Origin of the sequence: Marinobacter sediminicola, assembly GCF_031157525.1 — a bacterium.
GTDB classification, from domain to species: Bacteria; Pseudomonadota; Gammaproteobacteria; order Pseudomonadales; family Oleiphilaceae; genus Marinobacter; species Marinobacter sediminicola.
The window spans coordinates 68,428-86,138 of record NZ_JAVIXR010000014.1; the positions used below are offsets into that span (position 1 = coordinate 68,428).

The 17,711-nt window shown below is 54.8% G+C and carries 13 protein-coding genes; 7 read left to right on the forward strand and 6 right to left on the reverse strand.

Translation table 11 applies throughout. The features are described 5' to 3' along the window. The first annotated feature begins 2 nt into the window (after positions 1-2). The gene (locus tag RG807_RS15920; protein ID WP_309045775.1) at positions 3-2,519 is read left to right on the forward strand and encodes a penicillin-binding protein 1A; all 2,517 of its coding nucleotides are present in this window, start codon (positions 3-5) and stop codon (positions 2,517-2,519) included. 83 nt (positions 2,520-2,602) lie between these two features. Here RG807_RS15920 and RG807_RS15925 read toward each other — a convergent pair whose 3' ends face one another. Both RG807_RS15925 and rpmE read right to left on the reverse strand, forming a co-directional pair. Further along, on the reverse strand, positions 2,603-3,868 hold the full coding sequence (locus RG807_RS15925) for a malic enzyme-like NAD(P)-binding protein (protein ID WP_298453225.1): 1,266 nt from the start codon (positions 3,866-3,868) through the stop codon (positions 2,603-2,605). Between the two features lie 228 nt (positions 3,869-4,096). Continuing rightward, the gene (gene rpmE / locus RG807_RS15930; protein ID WP_298453228.1) at positions 4,097-4,321 is read right to left on the reverse strand and encodes a 50S ribosomal protein L31; all 225 of its coding nucleotides are present in this window, start codon (positions 4,319-4,321) and stop codon (positions 4,097-4,099) included. A 215-nt stretch (positions 4,322-4,536) separates the two neighbouring features. Here rpmE and RG807_RS15935 point away from each other — a divergent pair, with 215 nt between their 5' ends. The 5 genes from RG807_RS15935 to hslU all read left to right on the forward strand — a co-directional run bounded on the left by RG807_RS15935 (position 4,537) and on the right by hslU (position 11,265). Further along, complete coding sequence (locus RG807_RS15935; protein WP_309045776.1) at positions 4,537-6,711, forward strand: primosomal protein N'; 2,175 nt, start codon at positions 4,537-4,539, stop codon at positions 6,709-6,711. A gap of 113 nt (positions 6,712-6,824) precedes the next feature. Continuing rightward, the gene (gene argS / locus RG807_RS15940) at positions 6,825-8,510 is read left to right on the forward strand and encodes an arginine--tRNA ligase (protein WP_309045777.1); all 1,686 of its coding nucleotides are present in this window, start codon (positions 6,825-6,827) and stop codon (positions 8,508-8,510) included. A 150-nt stretch (positions 8,511-8,660) separates the two neighbouring features. Beyond that, on the forward strand, positions 8,661-9,152 hold the full coding sequence (locus RG807_RS15945) for an SPOR domain-containing protein (protein WP_227715399.1): 492 nt from the start codon (positions 8,661-8,663) through the stop codon (positions 9,150-9,152). A 209-nt stretch (positions 9,153-9,361) separates the two neighbouring features. Beyond that, complete coding sequence (gene hslV, locus RG807_RS15950) at positions 9,362-9,931, forward strand: ATP-dependent protease subunit HslV (protein ID WP_309045778.1); 570 nt, start codon at positions 9,362-9,364, stop codon at positions 9,929-9,931. A gap of 2 nt (positions 9,932-9,933) precedes the next feature. Then, the gene (gene hslU / locus RG807_RS15955) at positions 9,934-11,265 is read left to right on the forward strand and encodes an ATP-dependent protease ATPase subunit HslU (protein WP_309045779.1); all 1,332 of its coding nucleotides are present in this window, start codon (positions 9,934-9,936) and stop codon (positions 11,263-11,265) included. A gap of 50 nt (positions 11,266-11,315) precedes the next feature. On the opposite strand, the gene RG807_RS15960 is transcribed toward hslU, so the two are convergent. The 3 genes from RG807_RS15960 to RG807_RS15970 form a co-directional block, all read right to left on the reverse strand. Next, positions 11,316-12,560 carry a patatin-like phospholipase family protein gene (locus tag RG807_RS15960; protein WP_309045780.1) on the reverse strand — a complete coding sequence of 415 codons (1,245 nt, stop codon included), beginning with the start codon at positions 12,558-12,560 and terminating at the stop codon, positions 11,316-11,318. A 119-nt stretch (positions 12,561-12,679) separates the two neighbouring features. Beyond that, positions 12,680-14,986, reverse strand: coding sequence for a phosphoenolpyruvate--protein phosphotransferase (gene ptsP, locus RG807_RS15965; RefSeq protein ID WP_309045781.1), 2,307 nt, complete (start codon positions 14,984-14,986; stop codon positions 12,680-12,682). A 15-nt stretch (positions 14,987-15,001) separates the two neighbouring features. Beyond that, entirely contained in the window at positions 15,002-15,532 is a 531-nt protein-coding gene (locus RG807_RS15970) for an RNA pyrophosphohydrolase (RefSeq protein ID WP_309045782.1), read from the reverse strand. Positions 15,533-15,704: 172 nt separating this feature from the next. Here RG807_RS15970 and RG807_RS15975 point away from each other — a divergent pair, with 172 nt between their 5' ends. Then, complete coding sequence (locus tag RG807_RS15975; RefSeq protein ID WP_309045783.1) at positions 15,705-16,361, forward strand: histidinol-phosphatase; 657 nt, start codon at positions 15,705-15,707, stop codon at positions 16,359-16,361. Positions 16,362-16,425: 64 nt separating this feature from the next. On the opposite strand, the gene RG807_RS15980 is transcribed toward RG807_RS15975, so the two are convergent. Next, positions 16,426-17,622 (reverse strand): class I SAM-dependent rRNA methyltransferase, encoded by a 1,197-nt coding sequence (locus RG807_RS15980; RefSeq protein ID WP_309045784.1) that lies wholly within the window; start codon positions 17,620-17,622, stop codon positions 16,426-16,428. Positions 17,623-17,711: the final 89 nt, after the last annotated feature.

Sequence of the window (17,711 nt, forward strand, 5' to 3'; positions counted from 1 at the left end):
AAATGTCTCATTTGTTGCGTACTTCTCGCCTTTTCGCCTGGTTATTTCTCACCGGACTGAGTGTTGCCGTTATCGTAGGCTCAGGCTTTTATCTCTATCTCCGCCCAGGCCTTCCACCCGTTGAACAGCTTCTGGACATAAAACTCCAGACGCCATTGCGCGTATATAGCAAAGACAACAGATTAATAGCAGAATTCGGTGAAAAGAGAAGGGCACCGATCACAATCGAACAGATCCCAACAATTCAGTTACAAGCCTTTTTGGCAGCTGAAGACTCGCGTTTTTATGAGCACTTCGGGGTCGACATCAAAGGACTGGCGCGGGCTGCCATCGAACTGGTCTCTACCGGCTCAATCCAATCTGGCGGCAGCACCATCACCATGCAGGTTGCAAAAAATTACTTTTTGTCACGCGACCGGACATTTATTCGCAAGTTCAACGAGATACTTCTGGCTGTTCAAATAGAACGTGAACTCGATAAAGATCGGATTCTTGAGCTATACCTGAACAAGATCTACCTCGGCAACCGGGCTTACGGTATTGCCGCTGCGGCGCGCGTTTATTACAACAAGCCTGTCAACGAGCTGTCGCTTGCCCAAATGGCCATGTTGGCAGGACTACCCAAAGCCCCCTCAGCGTACAACCCACTTGCCAACCCGCAGCGAGCGATGCAGCGCAGGGACTGGATCCTGGGCCGAATGAAAGACCTGGCTTACATCAGCCCAACAGCCTACGACCTGGCCATTCAGGCACCACTCACTGCAACTTACAACGCCACCGAAACCGAAGTGGACGCCGACTACGTTGCCGAAATGGCGCGAGCAGAGATGGTCCGGCGCTTCGGAGAAGAGGCTTATACAGACGGATACTCCGTAACACTGACGGTAGATAGCAAAGAACAGCAGACAGCAACAGACGCCCTCAGAAGCGGGCTTGAAGCCTACGATCGTCGACACGGGTTCAGAGGCCCCATCGGCAGACTTGACGCCGAAACCCTTGCAGGGGGCGACCTTACCACCGCAATGCTGAACTACCCCAGAATAGAATCGCTGATGCCTGCGGTTATTACGGAAATCGATGACGACAAAGGCGAAGTCCAGGCCCACGTGCGCCGGTTTGGCCCAGCTACTATGCCGTTCGAGACCATGCAATGGGCCAGCCGCTATAAAACTGAAAACCTGACTGGCCCAAAGCCCGAGAAACCCTCAGATGTTGTGAGCGTGGGCGACGTTGTATACGTTCGGGTAAACGAACTGCCCAAAGTATCAGTCCCACCCGAAGTGACCGAGCAAGCAGCAGCCCAGGATTCGGGGCTCACTCAGCCAGTCCGAGTGTCACTTATGCAAGTTCCGAAAGTCGAAGGTGCGCTAATCTCTCTTGAGGCCAAAACTGGCGCCATCCAAGCTCTCGCAGGCGGCTACAGCTTCGGACAAAGCAAGTACAACCGCGCGATACAAGCGAGGCGCCAACCAGGCTCCACGTTCAAGCCATTCCTGTACCTTAGCGCTCTGGAGAGCGGCAGAACCCCTGCGACTATTTACAATGACGCTCCGATTGTTTTTGATGACTCACAACTAGAATCCGCTTGGCGCCCACAGAATTCATCAGGGCAGTTTTATGGACCAACCCCTCTTCGCGAAGCCCTTTACCGCTCACGAAATCTTGTCTCTATTCGACTCCTAAGGGATCTCGGCATTCCTCAAATGCTGGACTACCTCGACCAACTCAAGGTTCCGACCGACAGCATGCCCAAAGACCTGTCGCTATCACTGGGCAGCGGACAACTCTCACCCATGGAGCTAGCCAGAGGCCTCGCGGTTATCGCCAACGGGGGTTACGACGTAGAGCCATTTCTCATCCAGAGCATCACTGATGTGAATGACAAGGACATATACCGGGCCCCTGAAGTCGTTCTGTGCGACCGCAACTGTGGCACTGACGACCCGAAACCCGACACCGTCACAGAAGACACACCCGTAAGCACGCTGACCATGACAGAAGAAACCGCTCCGAAGACGCGTGTTATGCGTCGCTTAGCAGATGAGCGCTCCGTGTATATATTGCACTCTATGCTCCGGGACGTAGTCAAGCGGGGAACCGGGCGCCGGGCATTGGCCCTCGGACGGGATGACATTGCAGGCAAGACTGGCACAACAAACGAACAGCGAGACACCTGGTTTGCAGGCTTCAACCACAACCTTGCTACTACGGTGTGGGTAGGATTTGACCAACCCGCCCCATTGGGCCGCCGGGAGTTTGGTGCGAGCACAGCCCTGCCCATCTGGATAGATTACATGAAGGTAGCGCTTGATGGCGCGCCTTCGGCCTTCATGCCGCGACCTAACGGCATTGTGAACATTCGAATCAACCCCGAGACCGGAAAGCGCGCGAGACCGGGCGAGGACGGCAGCTTTGAGATCTTCAAGGAAGAGGATGCGCCTGCACCTCTAACCGAAGAAGATGTGAGACCCGGCGGCACCCATGGCAACGGGGACGACCTTTCGCGCCAGATCTTCTGAGCAACCCACACCACAAAACAGACACCCACAAAAAAACCGGCGGGATCACCGCCGGTTTTTTTATAAGCTCACAACGTCATCAATCAGATGATGTCATCCATGCTCTTCAGCGGATAGTGCGCGGGGTAGCCTTTACCGGCAACTCCGGAATCCACTGCTGCACGGGCCACGGCAGCCGGAACAACTTCCAGCAACCGAACATCCATGGGCTTGGGAATGATGTACTCTTTACCAAACTCAAAGCTGTCCGCACCGTAGGCTTCACAGATTTCCTGCGGCACAGGCTCTTTCGCCAGCTCACGGATAGCATTGACCGCAGCCACTTTCATCTCTTCGTTAATGCAGCTTGCGCGAACGTCGAGCGCACCACGGAAAATGAACGGAAAGCCAAGAACATTGTTAACCTGGTTCGGGTAGTCTGAACGGCCCGTCGCCATGATCAGATCATCACGGACAGAGTGCGCTACCGCAGGATCGATTTCAGGATCCGGGTTCGAGCACGCAAACACAACCGGGTTGGGCGCCATTTTCTTGAGCTGGTCAGCGCTCAGCAGGTCCGGGCCAGATAGACCCAGGAACACGTCGGCCCCATCAATTGCTTCGTCCAGCGTACGCTTATCGGTGTCGTTGGCAAACATCGCCTTGTACTGGTTAAGATCATCGCGACCAGAGTGGATCACACCCTTGCGGTCGAGCATGTAGATGTTATCAGAGCTGATACCGCAGCTGATCAACAACTTCATGCACGCGATTGCAGCAGCACCGGCACCCAGGCAAACCACTTTCGCTTCTTCAATTTTCTTGCCCTGCAATTCAAGGGCGTTGATCATGCCAGCTGCAGTAACAATCGCTGTACCGTGCTGGTCATCGTGGAAGATAGGCACGTTGCACTTTTCAATCAGTGCGCGCTCAATTTCGAAACACTCCGGCGCCTTGATATCTTCAAGGTTAATGCCACCGAAGGTGTCAGCAATACGCTCAACGGTTTCAATGAACGCCTGAGGACTTTCAGAATTGACTTCGATATCGAACACGTCAATTCCCGCAAAGCGCTTGAACAGTACGCCTTTGCCTTCCATTACCGGCTTGCTCGCCAGCGGGCCCAGGTTACCCAGACCGAGGATCGCAGTACCATCGGAGATAACGGCGACAAGGTTACCCTTGGCCGTGTACTTGTATGCGTTCTCCGGGTCCTTCGCAATCTCGCGAACCGGCTCTGCAACGCCTGGGCTATATGCCAAAGCGAGGTCGCGAGCGGTCGCTGTCGGCTTGGAGATTTCTACACTAATCTTTCCAGGCCGCGGCTTGGCGTGATATTCAAGGGCTGCTTCTTTCAGATCTTGAGACATTGCCACTGTTCCGTTTGTCACGTTAAAAGGTAATAAGCCTTCAGGCGGCAAGCGCCTACCTGAAGGAGCGCGACATTATGGCGCGCCCGCCCGGAAACGACAAGGGCAAAGCGAACAAACTATGAACAGTCAATACGGCGAATTGCGTATAATCAAACACTAAGCTGTTATTTTGCACTTCCCATAAAAAAAGCGCCCTCAGGCGCTTTTTTCGACTCTACAACCGAATCAGTCTTCTTTCTTTCCGGCAATACGACCACCAAAACGCTTCTGGAACTTGTCGATACGGCCGCCGGTATCCATAACCTTCTGCTTGCCAGTGTAGAATGGGTGACACTGGGAACAAACATCCAGCTGTAGATCATGACCAATAGTAGAACGAGTCTTGATCACATTTCCGCAAGAACATGTTGCGGTGATGTCTTCATACTTGGGGTGAATACCTTCTTTCATGGCGAACCTCTGTGGGTCATGCCGCTACCTGATCACGGGGCGTTCGTTAAAGCCCAAGTGCCAGGCACCGCATGTTTGAATCAATGGAGAAGACGGGGCACAATCATGCCCTGCCGCAAACAGACCGCGAATCTTACTTGCAATTACCCTGGCAGGCAAGCCTTGCAGGTGCATGAACCCTGCCTAATACGCATAAATCATTAAAGGATTACCCGGTGCCATCAACAGCCCGTATTGCGCTGAATCGGCCACTAAGAAGGCTCTTTGATTACCTTGTGCCAGAGGGAATGGCTTTGGAGGCGGGCCAACGTGTAAAGATTCCTTTCGGGCGCCAGCAGGCAATCGGCCTGATTGTGGAAACAGACATAGAACCACCAGAGGGTATCATTCTGAAGCCGGTGCTAAATGCACTGGAAAACTGGCCTGCCCTGCCGAACGAAACCTTCCAATTACTAAGTTGGGCCAGCGACTACTACCAGCACCCGCTGGGGGAGTGTTTGTTCACTGCCCTCCCACCAGCACTGCGCCGGGGCCGGCCGGCCATACGAAAAACTGAAGACAGGTGGCAAGCCTGCGGCAGCAGCGCCGCCCTCCCAGCAAAAGCCCACAAACAGAAAGCCCTGCTGGAGTGGATTGCTCAATACGAGCAGGGCGTTAAAAACAACGAGATCATAAAAGCTGGCTTCTCGCGCCCGCAACTGAAGTCTCTGCTTGAAAAAGAACTGGTTCGAGCTGCAGCACCGGAGAACGCTAGCCCCCAAAACCAGCAATACAATGAGTCCGTTGCAGCCCCAACGCTATCTCCCGCACAGCTGGTCGCCGCCTCCCAGCTGCCGCCACCCGATGAAGGCTTCAGCGCCTCCCTTCTATATGGCATCACAGGCAGCGGCAAAACCGAGATTTACCTGCATTACCTGAAACAGAACCTTACCGCTGAGGATCAGGCGCTGGTGCTGGTTCCGGAAATCAACCTGACCCCCCAAACCGTTGCCCGCTTCAAACGGTATTTTGGCGAGCGCATAGTGGTGTGGCACTCAGCCCTGAACGACACCGAGCGTTTGAACGCCTGGCTCAAAATCCGCAGTGGTGAGCCCATCATCCTCATTGGCACCAGATCGGCGGTGCTACTCCCATTTATCGCACTGAAAACCCTGATTGTTGATGAGGAGCACGACAGCTCATACAAGCAAGGTGAAGGGTTTCGTTATTCCGGCAGGGACGTCGCTGTCTATCGCGCGCACCTGAATCGTTGTCCGGTAATTCTCGGCTCCGCCACACCCTCTCTGGAGTCTTATCACAACGCCTTGGCGGGCAAGTACAGTCTTGTAAAATTGGAAGAGCGAGCCGGCGAGGCACTACCGCCCTCGATTAGCCTCCTGGACATCCGCAGCCGGCCTCTGGAAGGCGGCCTCTCCCGCCCCGTCCTGCAAGCACTTCAGAAAACACTGGAAAGCGGAAACCAGGCACTCGTGTTCGTAAACCGTCGCGGTTTTGCGCCTGTGATGATGTGTTTCGATTGCGGCCACATGGTCGAATGCCCGCGCTGCGACACTCGCCTCACCTTCCATCGCCGCGATCGCGCCATGCGCTGCCACCATTGCGATTACCAAACTGCTGCAACCGAAACCTGCCCAAAATGCAAAAGTGACGCCTTCAAACCCGTGGGCCAAGGCACAGAGCAAACCGAAGACATTCTCACGGCCAGCTTTCCCGCCACACCCATAGTGCGAGTAGATCGCGACAGCACCCAGCGCAAAGGCAGCATTCAGACGATACTCGAACAGGTGAACACCGGCGAGCCCTGCATCCTGGTTGGAACCCAGATGCTTGCAAAGGGCCACGATTTCCCCAATGTGACACTGGTTGTTGTTATCAATGCCGACGGAGGCCTTTTCAGCGTCGACTTCCGGGCCCCTGAGCAACTGATTCAGACCCTGCTCCAGGTAAGCGGCCGGGCTGGGCGCGGAACAAAGGCCGGTAAAGTGGTTGTACAAACCTGCCACAGCGACCACCCCCTGCTCAGGACACTGTGCAATGGACACTATCTCGAAATGGCAGACCAGCTTCTTGAGGAGCGCGAAGCCGGCCAGTTTCCGCCTTTTCGCGCCATGGCTATATTCCGGGCCGAAGCGGACACCATGGAGCAAAGCCTACAGATCCTCGACAGCATAAAACCGCTCACAAACACACCAGGCATCGAAGTTTGGGGTCCCCTGCCCGCTCTGATTGCACGGCGAGCCGACCGACACCGGGCGCAACTTGTGCTTAACACTGACAACCGGCGACGCCTCAATAAACTACTGACAAGTGTTTGCCAGACGCTTGAACAGAAGAGATTTCAAAAGGGCGCGAAATGGATGATTGACGTGGACCCGCAAGAAACGGGCTAATCGCCACAGGGCTTTTGCTTGCGGCCGGACTTTCCGCGATAATGGCCCTCTTCAATTATCACCGGGCGCCCTGCCCCAACCCAACTTTCCAGTAAACTGAGCCATCTCACAGCATGAAAGAGACCGTTTCCGACCTGCTCCAGTCCGCACTGGCGGCCCTTCAATCTGAAGGCACGCTGCCAGCCGACCAGACCTATACGCCGCAAGTGGGTAACACCAAGGATAAATCCCATGGTGACTATGCTTGCAACATCGCATTGGTTGCAGCCAAAACGGCCGGCTGTGCGCCTCGCAAACTGGCAGAAATGCTGATTGAGAAGTTGCCCCAAAGCAGCGCAGTCGCGAAGGTGGAAATTGCAGGCCCGGGGTTTATTAACTTTTTCATGAGCACGGCCAGTGCATTTGAGATAGTAAATACCATTCTGAATGAGGCTGGGCAGTTTGGTCGCAACAACAGCGGTAAGGGTGAAAAAGTTCAGGTGGAATTTGTATCCGCCAACCCCACTGGCCCACTGCACGTAGGCCACGGCCGGGGCGCAGCCATTGGCGATTGCCTTTGCCGCCTCCTGGAAGCCAACGGCTATGACGTTACCCGCGAGTTTTACTACAACGATGCCGGCGCCCAAATCAACAACCTTGGCCTGTCCGTACAGGCGCGCGTCAAGGGGCTGACACCCGAAGACGAAAGCTGGCCGGAAGACGGCTATCGTGGCGACTACATTGCTGATGTCGCAAAAGCCTATCTGGCCGGCGATACGGTTACGGCAGATGACCGGGAGGTGACTGCCAGCGCCAACCCTGATGACCTGGCTGCCATTCAGGAGTTTGCAGTGGCCTATCTGCGCCGGGAGCAGGATCTCGACCTGAAAGCCTTTGGCGTCGAGTTTGATGTGTACTTCCTGGAATCGTCCCTGTACGACGATGGAAAAGTGGAAGCTACCGTTAAACGCTTACAGGAAAACGGCTACACCTATGAAGACGGCGGCGCCATGTGGCTCAAAACCACAGAGTTCGGTGACGACAAAGACCGGGTTATGCGCAAGAAAGACGGCGGCTACACCTACTTCCTGCCAGATGTCGCCTACCACCTGGACAAATGGCAGCGTGGCTTTACCACGGTCATCAACGAACAGGGGGCCGACCACCACTCTACGGTAACTCGCGTTCGTGCTGGCTTGCAGGCTTTGAACGCAGGCATTCCCAAGGGCTGGCCGGATTACGTTCTGCACCAGATGGTGATGGTTACCCGTTCCGGACAGGAAGTAAAAATTTCCAAGCGCGCAGGTAGCTACGTCACCATTCGCGATTTGATAGACGAAGTCGGCCGCGACGCCACCCGTTTTTTCCTTGCAGCTCGGCGCGTTGACTCCCAGTTGACCTTCGATATCGATCTGGCCCGCTCCCAGACCAATGAAAACCCGGTGTACTACATTCAGTATGCCCACGCACGCATATGCAGCGTGTTACGGAAGCTGGCTGCCGAAGGCGTTGCGCGCGGACTGAACGAGTGTGTGGGCGATCTGTCTTTACTGACGCTGGATGAAGAAAAAGAGATAGCAAACCAGCTGGCGAAATATCCGGAGCTGATTGCCAGCTCTGCCTTACAGCGTGAACCACACACCCTCACCCATTATCTGAGGGAGCTGGCCGGCCAGTTTCACACTTATTACAACGCCCACAAGGTGCTGATAGAAGATACAGCACTACGAGATGCCCGCATCAGCCTCTACCTCGCCGTACGCCAGGTAATTGCCAATGGGCTGGACCTGCTGGGCGTCAGCGCACCGGAAGAGATGTAAGTAACAACAATGTCCCGAGACTATGCTCGCAAAAATCGCTCAGGTGCTTCTGCAGCCCCCAACAGGAAAAAGCCTGCCAAGCCTGCTAGCGCCCAGAAAAAACGCGCAAAGCCAGCTGCGCCTGCGCGCTCTCAGCGAGGAGGTTTATCCTTGAAGTGGATTTTTTCACTGGCAACGGTTGGTGGCTTTATCGGGTTTATTGTCTACCTCAATTCTGTGCCACCAAGCAGCGGGCCGCAGCAGCCGCCCACTGCCAAAGAGTCAGTACAAACTCCGGCAACGAAAACCGCCAAACCGGAGGAGAAAAAACCAGGTTTCCGGTTTTATGAGATGCTGCCGGAATCTGAGGTTATTCCGCCAAAGGTGGAGGAGTACACTCCGGGCCCAACCAAGCAGGACTTTGACTACCTGGTGCAGTCCGGTTCTTTCCGCAGCAAGGAAGATGCTGAGCGTCAGCGCGCACAGATTGCCTTTCAGGGGCTCAGAGCCGGCGTGCAGCGCATAGAACTCGATAGCGGCTCCGTTTGGTATAGAGTGAATGTCGGGCCCTTTAATACCCGCAGTCAGATGAGCTCAGCCATCGACAAGCTTGTTTCGATTAACATTCAGCCGCTTATTCGGAAGGTTCCCAAGCAAGGTTGAGGTTACCCGATAGCTACGGGAGTCTGCAGGGTGCGGCTTTTCAAAACCGTGCGGAGCCATGGATGGCGGAGCCGAGCGTACAGGGAGGTATTCACAGCGTGTTTTGAAAAGCCGCACCCTGCAGACTCCTACTCCAAACTACTTGAATTCTTCCATCCTGCCTCCATAACTGCCCAATACCGATTTTTAATCAGGCAATTGGAGCCCGAATGACTACCATACTTTCCGTCAGACGCGATGACGAAGTTGCCATGGGTGGCGACGGCCAGGTTTCTCTGGGAAATACCATGATGAAGGGTAATGCCCGCAAGGTACGCCGCCTCTATAACGGGCAGGTTATCGCGGGTTTTGCTGGCGGCACCGCAGATGCGTTTACTCTGTTTGAGCGCTTTGAGGCGCAGCTTGAAAAGCATAACGGCAATCTCACAAGAGCCGCCGTTGAACTTGCCAAAGACTGGCGGTCAGACAGAGCCTTACGCAAGCTGGAAGCGCTTTTGGCTGTGGCGGATAAAACAGCTTCCCTGATCATCACAGGTAATGGTGACGTGATAGAGCCAGAGCACGGGTTGATTGCCATCGGCTCCGGCGGCCCGTTTGCTCAAGCTTCCGCACGGGCTCTGCTTGAAAACACCGAGCTTTCTGCCCACGAGATTGTGGAGAAAGGCTTGGAAATAGCTGCAGATATCTGCATCTATACCAACCACAATCGCACCATTGAATTGCTCCCCAAAGACGCAGTTACCAAACCAGAACCCTCCAAAACGACTGATCCGGAGTAAACATGTCTGCAATGACTCCCCGTGAAATTGTTCACGAGCTCAATAAACACATCGTGGGTCAGCAAGAGGCCAAGCGGGCTGTGGCGATCGCCCTGAGAAACCGCTGGCGCCGGATGCAGCTGGACAGCACGCTTCGGGATGAAGTCACGCCCAAGAACATCCTGATGATCGGCCCTACCGGCGTGGGCAAAACTGAGATTGCCCGCCGTCTGGCGAAATTGGCAGATGCACCTTTCCTGAAAGTTGAAGCCACCAAATTTACCGAAGTAGGCTACGTTGGACGCGATGTGGAATCCATTATCCGCGATCTGGCAGATATGGCCGTGAAGATGCTGCGGGTTCAGGAAATGAAGCGTCACGAAGAGCAGGCTCTGGACGCAGCTGAAGACAGAATTCTGGACGCCCTGCTCCCGCCGGCAAGAAGCTTTGGCGAAGACAGCCAAAAGACCTCCGAAGACTCCTCCACACGCCAGATGTTCCGGAAAAAGCTGAGGGAAGGCGAACTCGACGATAAAGAAATCGAGATCAACCTTCGTAATTCAAGCGCCGGCGTAGAGATCATGGCACCTCCCGGCATGGAAGAGATGACCAACCAGCTGCAGAGCATGTTTTCCAACATGGCTGCTGATAAATCCAAGCCCCGGAAGATGAAGGTGGCAGATGCCCTGAAACGGGTGAAGGACGAGGAAGCCGGCAAGCTGGTCAATGAGGAGTCGATCAAACAGAAAGCCATTATCGCCGTTGAGCAGAACGGCATTGTGTTTCTCGATGAAATTGACAAGGTAGCCAAGCGGGCGGAGAACAGCTCGTCAGATGTATCTCGGGAAGGCGTTCAGAGGGATCTCTTGCCGCTGATTGAGGGCAGTACCGTGAGCACAAAATACGGTTCAGTTCGCACAGATCATATTCTGTTTATCGCTTCCGGCGCCTTTCACCTGTCCAAGCCGTCAGACCTGATTCCGGAACTACAGGGCCGCCTGCCAATACGTGTGGAGTTGCAAGCTCTAACCCCGGACGATTTCAAGCGCATTCTTACAGAGCCGGATGCCTCTCTGGTTCAGCAGTATGAAGCTCTGATGAATACCGAAGGCGTCAAGCTGACGTTCAGTGAAGACGCAATTGCGCGCATTGCTGAAATTGCCTGGAAGGTGAACGAGACAACCGAGAACATCGGTGCCAGGCGTTTGCACACGGTTTTGGAAAGGCTACTGGAAAGCCTGTCGTTTGATGCTGGTGATGGGGTAACCGAAGCGTTTGAAGTAACTGCAGATTACGTTAATGAGAAGCTTGGAGAACTGTCGGAAGACGAAGATCTGAGTCGTTATATTCTCTGATTTGAAACCATCGTTGAGCCAGGCGTGCTCTGCGCGCCTGGCCCGCACTCCTATTCTGCTTTTGAAAACAGGTGGGTGACTGTTCCCAGCCCTGTCGCCAGCTTGCTCTTTCCCGCTGCCTTCTTCTTTCTGCTCTTGGCCACATAAAGCGGCAGCATTTCGCCATAAAGGCTGGTACTAATGGTGCGCTGCTCATCTTCCAGACGATCCCGGCGCAGCTTGATACCGTATTTTGCCAACTTCGGCTCCAACTCATCAGCGCGATTCCGTAAATCCTGACGGGTCATCTGATAAGCGTGTTCACACACCATTCGGCGCGATTGAAAGCTGAACACGTTAGAGAAAAATAACTTGGCGTCATCCCGAGTCGGCTCGAACAGCAGGATATCCTTATCTGGATAGTCCGTCGCATAGTGAGCAATGCCTGACTGCATGCGGGAATACACCATGGTCCGGAACATCTGTGACAACAGGTTTGGCATCCCCGAACGAGTCAATTCTCCGGGCGCCATAGTGCCTGCCCGTACCGCCGCACTGGCATCAATGGGCACTAAGGGGTTCACTGCAAAAACCAGATCTGCACCATCTTCAAACGCGACCGATGCGTGCAAGCCTTTGCGCAGCGTTCCATCCACATAATACCGGCCATCAATATCAACGGGCACATACAGCCCCGGAGATGCCATGCTCGCCTGTATAGCTCTGGAGATAGGCACATGGTCAAACCCGGGAGCGCCAAAGCACACGGCGTCGCTGCTTTCCACATCTGCCGCAACAATGTATAGGCTACGCTTTAGCTGCCGAAAGTCGTTAGAACGGCCCAACATGGAAAACGCACGCTTTAGATAATCATGGAGGCCTTCGTTATCGAAAAGCCCGGCAGGAGCCGCCTGAGACAGTATGGTGAGGGCTTCGAGCAAACTCTGATCGTAGGGGTTGGCAATAAAACGGCGCACGGCTGTGGTGACCAGTCCGGGCACAGCCAGCACCCGCCCCGCCATCTCCTTCAGTGCTGGCCTGAAGAACACATCGGGGTGAAAAGGGTGAACTTCAGCTTCATTGCGCACAAAAATTCGACACAATTGCGCCGTGGTCATCTGGTTCGCCAGATTGGCAGCTACGAATGAGCCCGAGTTAACACCGACATACACATCAAGGTTATTGAAATCCAACCCATCCAAGGCTTCATCCAGCGCCCGGAGTGCGCCAATCTCGTATATGCCGCCTAAAGGACCACCCCCGCCCAGTGCGAGCCCGATTCGTGGTGCTGGTTTCAGTTCGGTTGGCTTCTTCATGGCCTTTCCTTCTCTGGATGAATAGCCAGATTTGCATTCTGGCCTGCCTGATCTACAAGGTAACAACCCGATTTAGAGCACGCACCCTATATTTGAGCGACTGCCCGATATGACAAATTTCAGGAGGCGACCTGTTCCACCAGAGCGGCGCTCGAAGATATTCCTGGCCGGAGGTAACGGCCAAAGCCGGCATCGCGCAGCGCAAGATCCACACAACTCTTGATCACGTGAGGCGAATCCAGCAACAACACGTCCTTCAAAAGCTTTACCGCCCACTCTCGACTCACGCTGCGAATCACAGACTTAACCTTTGGCAGGCTAGCGGCGTTCATGGAGAGAGAGTCGTAACCCATGGCCATCAGCAGCAATGCACCACCGGGATCCCCCGCCAGCTCGCCGCAGATTCCCACTGGTTTGCCGACCGCATGGGCATCCTGAGCAATCCGCACCAGGGCCTGTAAAACTGCAGGATGATACGAATGGTAGAGCTGGGCAACGCGAGGGTTATTGCGATCAACTGCCAGCAGGTACTGGGTCAGATCATTTGAGCCCACAGACAGGAAATCCACACGATCTGCAAGCTCGCGAACTTGGTATACCGCGGCGGGTATTTCAACCATTACACCCACCTTGGGCATGTGGATGTCAAAACCTTCCTCTCGCACCTCATGGTATACCCGGTAAATCAGGTGCAGGGATTCTTCTACCTCAGAGATATTGCTGATCATCGGCAGCATGATTTGTAGATTATTCAGGCCTTCGCTTGCTTTTAGCATGGCCCGCACTTGAACCAAAAATATTTCCGGGTGATCCAGAGTCACCCGAATACCCCGCCAACCCAGGAACGGATTCTCTTCCTCGATCGGGAAGTAGGTCAGCGCCTTGTCACCACCGATATCCAGAGTGCGCATGGTTACCGGGTTGGGTGCAAAGGCCTCCAACTGCTCCCGATAATAGTGCCGCTGCTCCTGCTCCGATGGAAAGCGATCTTTAATCATGAAGGGCACTTCGGTGCGATAGAGCCCTATGCCCTCGGCTCCGTGTGACAGGGAGCGAACGACATCTGTCATCAAACCCGTATTCACCAGCAGCGGCACCCGATGGCCATCAGTGGTTATGCAGGGCTTGTCGCGAAGTGCTTCCAGCCCGCGGTCGAGTTCGGCCTCTTCTTCGCAGATGGTTTGAAAAAACGCCCTGAGATCTGACGAAGGGGAAGCGAAAATCTGCCCCTCAAAGCCATCAACAATCAACTCACGGCCGTCGAGCTGATTCACCGGGATATCCACCAACCCCATAACCGTGGGGACACCCATCGCTCGGGCAAGAATGGCCACATGGGAGTTGCTGGAGCCTTTGACTGAAACAAGGCCCACCAACTGGTCCCGGGGCACCTCTCCCAGCATGGCAGGTGTCAACTCTTCACTGACCAGAACCGTGCGCTCTGGGTAAATCAGGTCCTTTTGATCACCCTCTTGCAGATAGGAAAGCAGGCGGCGGCCAAGGTCGCGGACATCGACTGCCCTTTCTTGAAGATAGTGGTCGTCCATCATTTCAAAATGACGAACGTAGTGCTGAACCACCTGTTTGAGGGCCCCTTGAGCCCAGTTTCCTTCCCGGATACGATTATTGACTTCTCCGGGCAATGCCTCATCACCCAGCATGCGGAGATACACATCAAACAATGCCAACTCTTCCGGACGAAGCCGTGAGGTGAGCCGCTTGGCAACCTGACCAATGTCTTCACACACCGATCGAACTGCCGACCGGAACAGCTCCAGTTCTTGGTCAATATCTTCTGCTGGCTTATCGGGAACCACGTCCAGATCGGCTGCCGGGTAGACCACCACACCATGACCAATAGCCACCCCGGGCGCGCCCGGCACACCGTTGAAGCTGACGTCACGGGTCTCTTCCCCGGTTAGCGAAAGGCCGCTGATGGCGCCAGTCGCCTCACTGTGGGCTATAACACCTGCAAGCTGAGCGGAAACCGTGACCAGGAATGCTTCTTCACCTTCATCGAAGCACCGGGAACTCTCGCGCTGCTGAACAACGAGAACACCAAGTACCCGGCGATGGTGAATAATGGGAACACCCAGAAACGAACGAAAGCGCTCCTCGCCAGTTTCAGGGAAATATCGATAACGGGGGTGGGAAGGTGCATCTTCCAAGTTGATTGGCTCTTCTCGGGAGCCGACAAGACCCACCAGACCCTCTGAGTGCGCAAGGCTCACTTTGCCCACGGCTTTCAGATACAGGCCCTCGGTGGCCATCAGAATGTAACGATTGGACACCGGATCCAGCAAGTAGACAGAACAGACTTCCGTGTTCATGGCTTTCTGCACCCGTGACACGATAATACCCAGCGCTTCCGAGAGATCCCGGGCGCTGTTTACCTCTTGTACAAGACTTCGCAGAATGCTCAGCATGGGTGTGTCAGTCCGTCATTTCGCCTGTTCCTTTAAACGCCGGTTGTGCTCGCTCCGGTGCCACTGCTCCATGTTGTAGAACAGTCTTGGCGCAAGTTCTCTCAGCGCACGTCGGTACACTTCACGCTTGAAGGACACCACCTGACCCAACGGATACCAGTAGCTTACCCACTGCCAGCCATCAAATTCCGGTGAATCAGTACCATCAACGCGCACTTGTGCATCGGGTGATAACATCCTCAGCAGGAACCATTTCTGTTTTTGACCCACGCAGATGGGGTGCGAGTTGTGCCGCACCATCCTTCGGGGAAGGCGGTACCTCAGCCAGCCCCGGGTGCAACTGATGATTTCTACATCACTGGCGCCCAGGCCAACTTCCTCTCCAAGCTCCCGATACAGCGCATCTTCCGGCGATTCTTCGTGATTAATTCCGCCTTGAGGAAACTGCCAGGAATCCTGTCCTATTCGCCTTGCCCAGAGAACCTCTCCCCGGTGGTTGGCCAGAATGATTCCGACATTGGGTCTGAAACCGTCTGAATCGATCACGGTACAGTCCTCTTAATAGAGTCGGCAGGCCGGTGAGATATGTACCGGCCGGATTTTTTCCAAGTTGCGCTCATTCTTACAGAATCCCAAGACTTCGGCAAACGCAGCCGCTCTCAGGTACCCGTGTTAACATATCGGCTTTCGCCAGCCCTATGCCTCTGGAGGTAATCGTTTGACGCTCGCAATTTTTGATCTCGACAACACCCTGCTCGCTGGCGACAGCGACCACGCCTGGGGCGAGTTTCTTGTAGAAGAAGGCATCGTTGATGCCGAGACCTATCGCCAAGCGAACGACCGCTTTTATCAGGAATACCTGAATGGCGAAATGGACATCCTGAATTACCTCAGGTTTGCGCTTCAACCTTTGTCAGCACACAACATGGATGAACTACTGGCGTGGCGAGATGTGTTCATGGACAAGAAAGTGCGCCCCATGCTGCAAGACAAAGCCAATGAGCTGTTGAACAGCCACCGGGAGCAGGGCCATACGCTGATGATTATCACAGCCACCAATCGGTTTGTGACCGAGCCCATTGCAGACGTGCTGGGCATTGACCACCTGATCGCCACCGAACCTGAGTTGGTCAATGGACGTTACACCGGTGAAATTGCAGGCGTCCCCAGCTTTCAGGGAGGCAAGGTCACTCGTCTAAACGACTGGCTGAACGCTCACAACAGAAACCTGGACGGCGCCTGGTTCTACAGCGACTCACACAACGATTTGCCACTGCTGGAAAAGGTGGACAATCCGGTTGCCGTTGATCCGGATCCAAAGCTAGAAGAATTTGCGAGGAACAAAGGCTGGAGTGTTATGACGCTTCGCGACTGAGCCCCGCTAACTGCGCGCTGAGCCCGCCTCCTTGCTTTATTGGAGGGCGGGCTCGACCAGGGGGTCACATAAAACCGGTAAGGGATCGTACGAAGCAGGACTTGATGTAGTCGGTTTCTGGAATGCCTGGAATAATCGGGTGGTCCGGCGCCTGATGCCCCTGCTCCAGCAACTGCACGAAGCGATCGATCTTTCGGCCACTGCCGCGAATGATATCTACCAGCTTTTCCTGCGAGAGATGCATGGAACACGAAGCAGAAACAAGAATTCCGTCCCGCTCCAGCAGCCTCAGCCCAAGCTGATTCAGCCGCGCATAGGCCTGTTCGCCAGCCTTCTGATCCCGACGGCGGGGAATAAGTGCGGGCGGATCCAGTACAACGATATCGTACTTTTCCTTCTCTTCCGCCAGCGCTTTCAACGCATCGAACGCATCGCCTTCGATGGTTTCAACATTATCGAGGCCATTCAGCTTGGCGTTGTGATGCACCGAATCAATGGCACCAGAAGAACTGTCCACACAGGTAACCTGGGCGGCACCGGCGCATGCCGCCTGAATACCCCAACCGCCTACATAACTGAACACATCCAGCACCCGTTTACCCGGCGCGTAGGCCTGCAGGCGCTGACGATTCATACGGTGATCGTAAAACCAACCGGTTTTTTGACCGCCCTCCAGGGGCACTTCGAAGCGCACGCCGTTTTCTTCCACTTCAAGCAGTGTCGCTTCCGGGCCATGGGCCTGCTCAACGTATGAGCTCAGCCCTTCAACGCTGCGCATCTTACCATCGTTTTTCAGGATGATGGCTTGCGGGTGCGCCAACCGCTGAACCGCACGGACGATGGATTCTTTCATCAGCTCCATGCCGGCGGTGGATATCTGGACGACGACTGTGTCGCCAAAGCGGTCTATAACCAGCCCGGACAGGCCGTCGCTGTCGCCAAATACCCAGCGGTAGAAGGGCTTATCAAACAACCTGTCCCGTAATGCCAGCGCTGTTTCCATGCGCTGAGTCAATCGGTTCGGGGTCATGCCCTGTGCCGCGTCCCGGCTTATGAGTCGGCCGCAAATAAGAGCATGGGGGTTGACGAAAATCACACCGAGAGGTTTGTCGTTAGAAGCACGCAGCTCAGCTTGGGTGCCGGCTTCAAACTGTGTCAGTGGTGATCTCTGGATGTCGACTTCGTTGCTGTAAACCCACAGGTGGCCAGCCCGAAGCCTGCGCTCCGCGCCTTTGCGTAGATATAAAACCGGGAAATTCATTGCTGCCACCTAGGGTAGAGAAAAATAGGGCGGGAATTATACATTAACTTACGACACCCACACACGGGCTGGGAACGCAGTCGGGGCGC

What these genes read in the sequence shown, in the direction of transcription:
- RG807_RS15960 (WP_309045780.1), bottom strand. Translation starts at nt 12,560, where the DNA reads ATGAAGAAGCCAACCGAACTGAAACCAGCACCACGAATCGGGCTCGCA.
- RG807_RS15925 (WP_298453225.1), bottom strand. Translation starts at nt 3,868, where the DNA reads ATGTCTCAAGATCTGAAAGAAGCAGCCCTTGAATATCACGCCAAGCCG.
- RG807_RS15980 (WP_309045784.1), bottom strand. Translation starts at nt 17,622, where the DNA reads ATGAATTTCCCGGTTTTATATCTACGCAAAGGCGCGGAGCGCAGGCTT.
- hslV (WP_309045778.1), top strand. Translation starts at nt 9,362, where the DNA reads ATGACTACCATACTTTCCGTCAGACGCGATGACGAAGTTGCCATGGGT.
- hslU (WP_309045779.1), top strand. Translation starts at nt 9,934, where the DNA reads ATGTCTGCAATGACTCCCCGTGAAATTGTTCACGAGCTCAATAAACAC.
- ptsP (WP_309045781.1), bottom strand. Translation starts at nt 14,986, where the DNA reads ATGCTGAGCATTCTGCGAAGTCTTGTACAAGAGGTAAACAGCGCCCGG.
- rpmE (WP_298453228.1), bottom strand. Translation starts at nt 4,321, where the DNA reads ATGAAAGAAGGTATTCACCCCAAGTATGAAGACATCACCGCAACATGT.
- argS (WP_309045777.1), top strand. Translation starts at nt 6,825, where the DNA reads ATGAAAGAGACCGTTTCCGACCTGCTCCAGTCCGCACTGGCGGCCCTT.
- RG807_RS15920 (WP_309045775.1), top strand. Translation starts at nt 3, where the DNA reads ATGTCTCATTTGTTGCGTACTTCTCGCCTTTTCGCCTGGTTATTTCTC.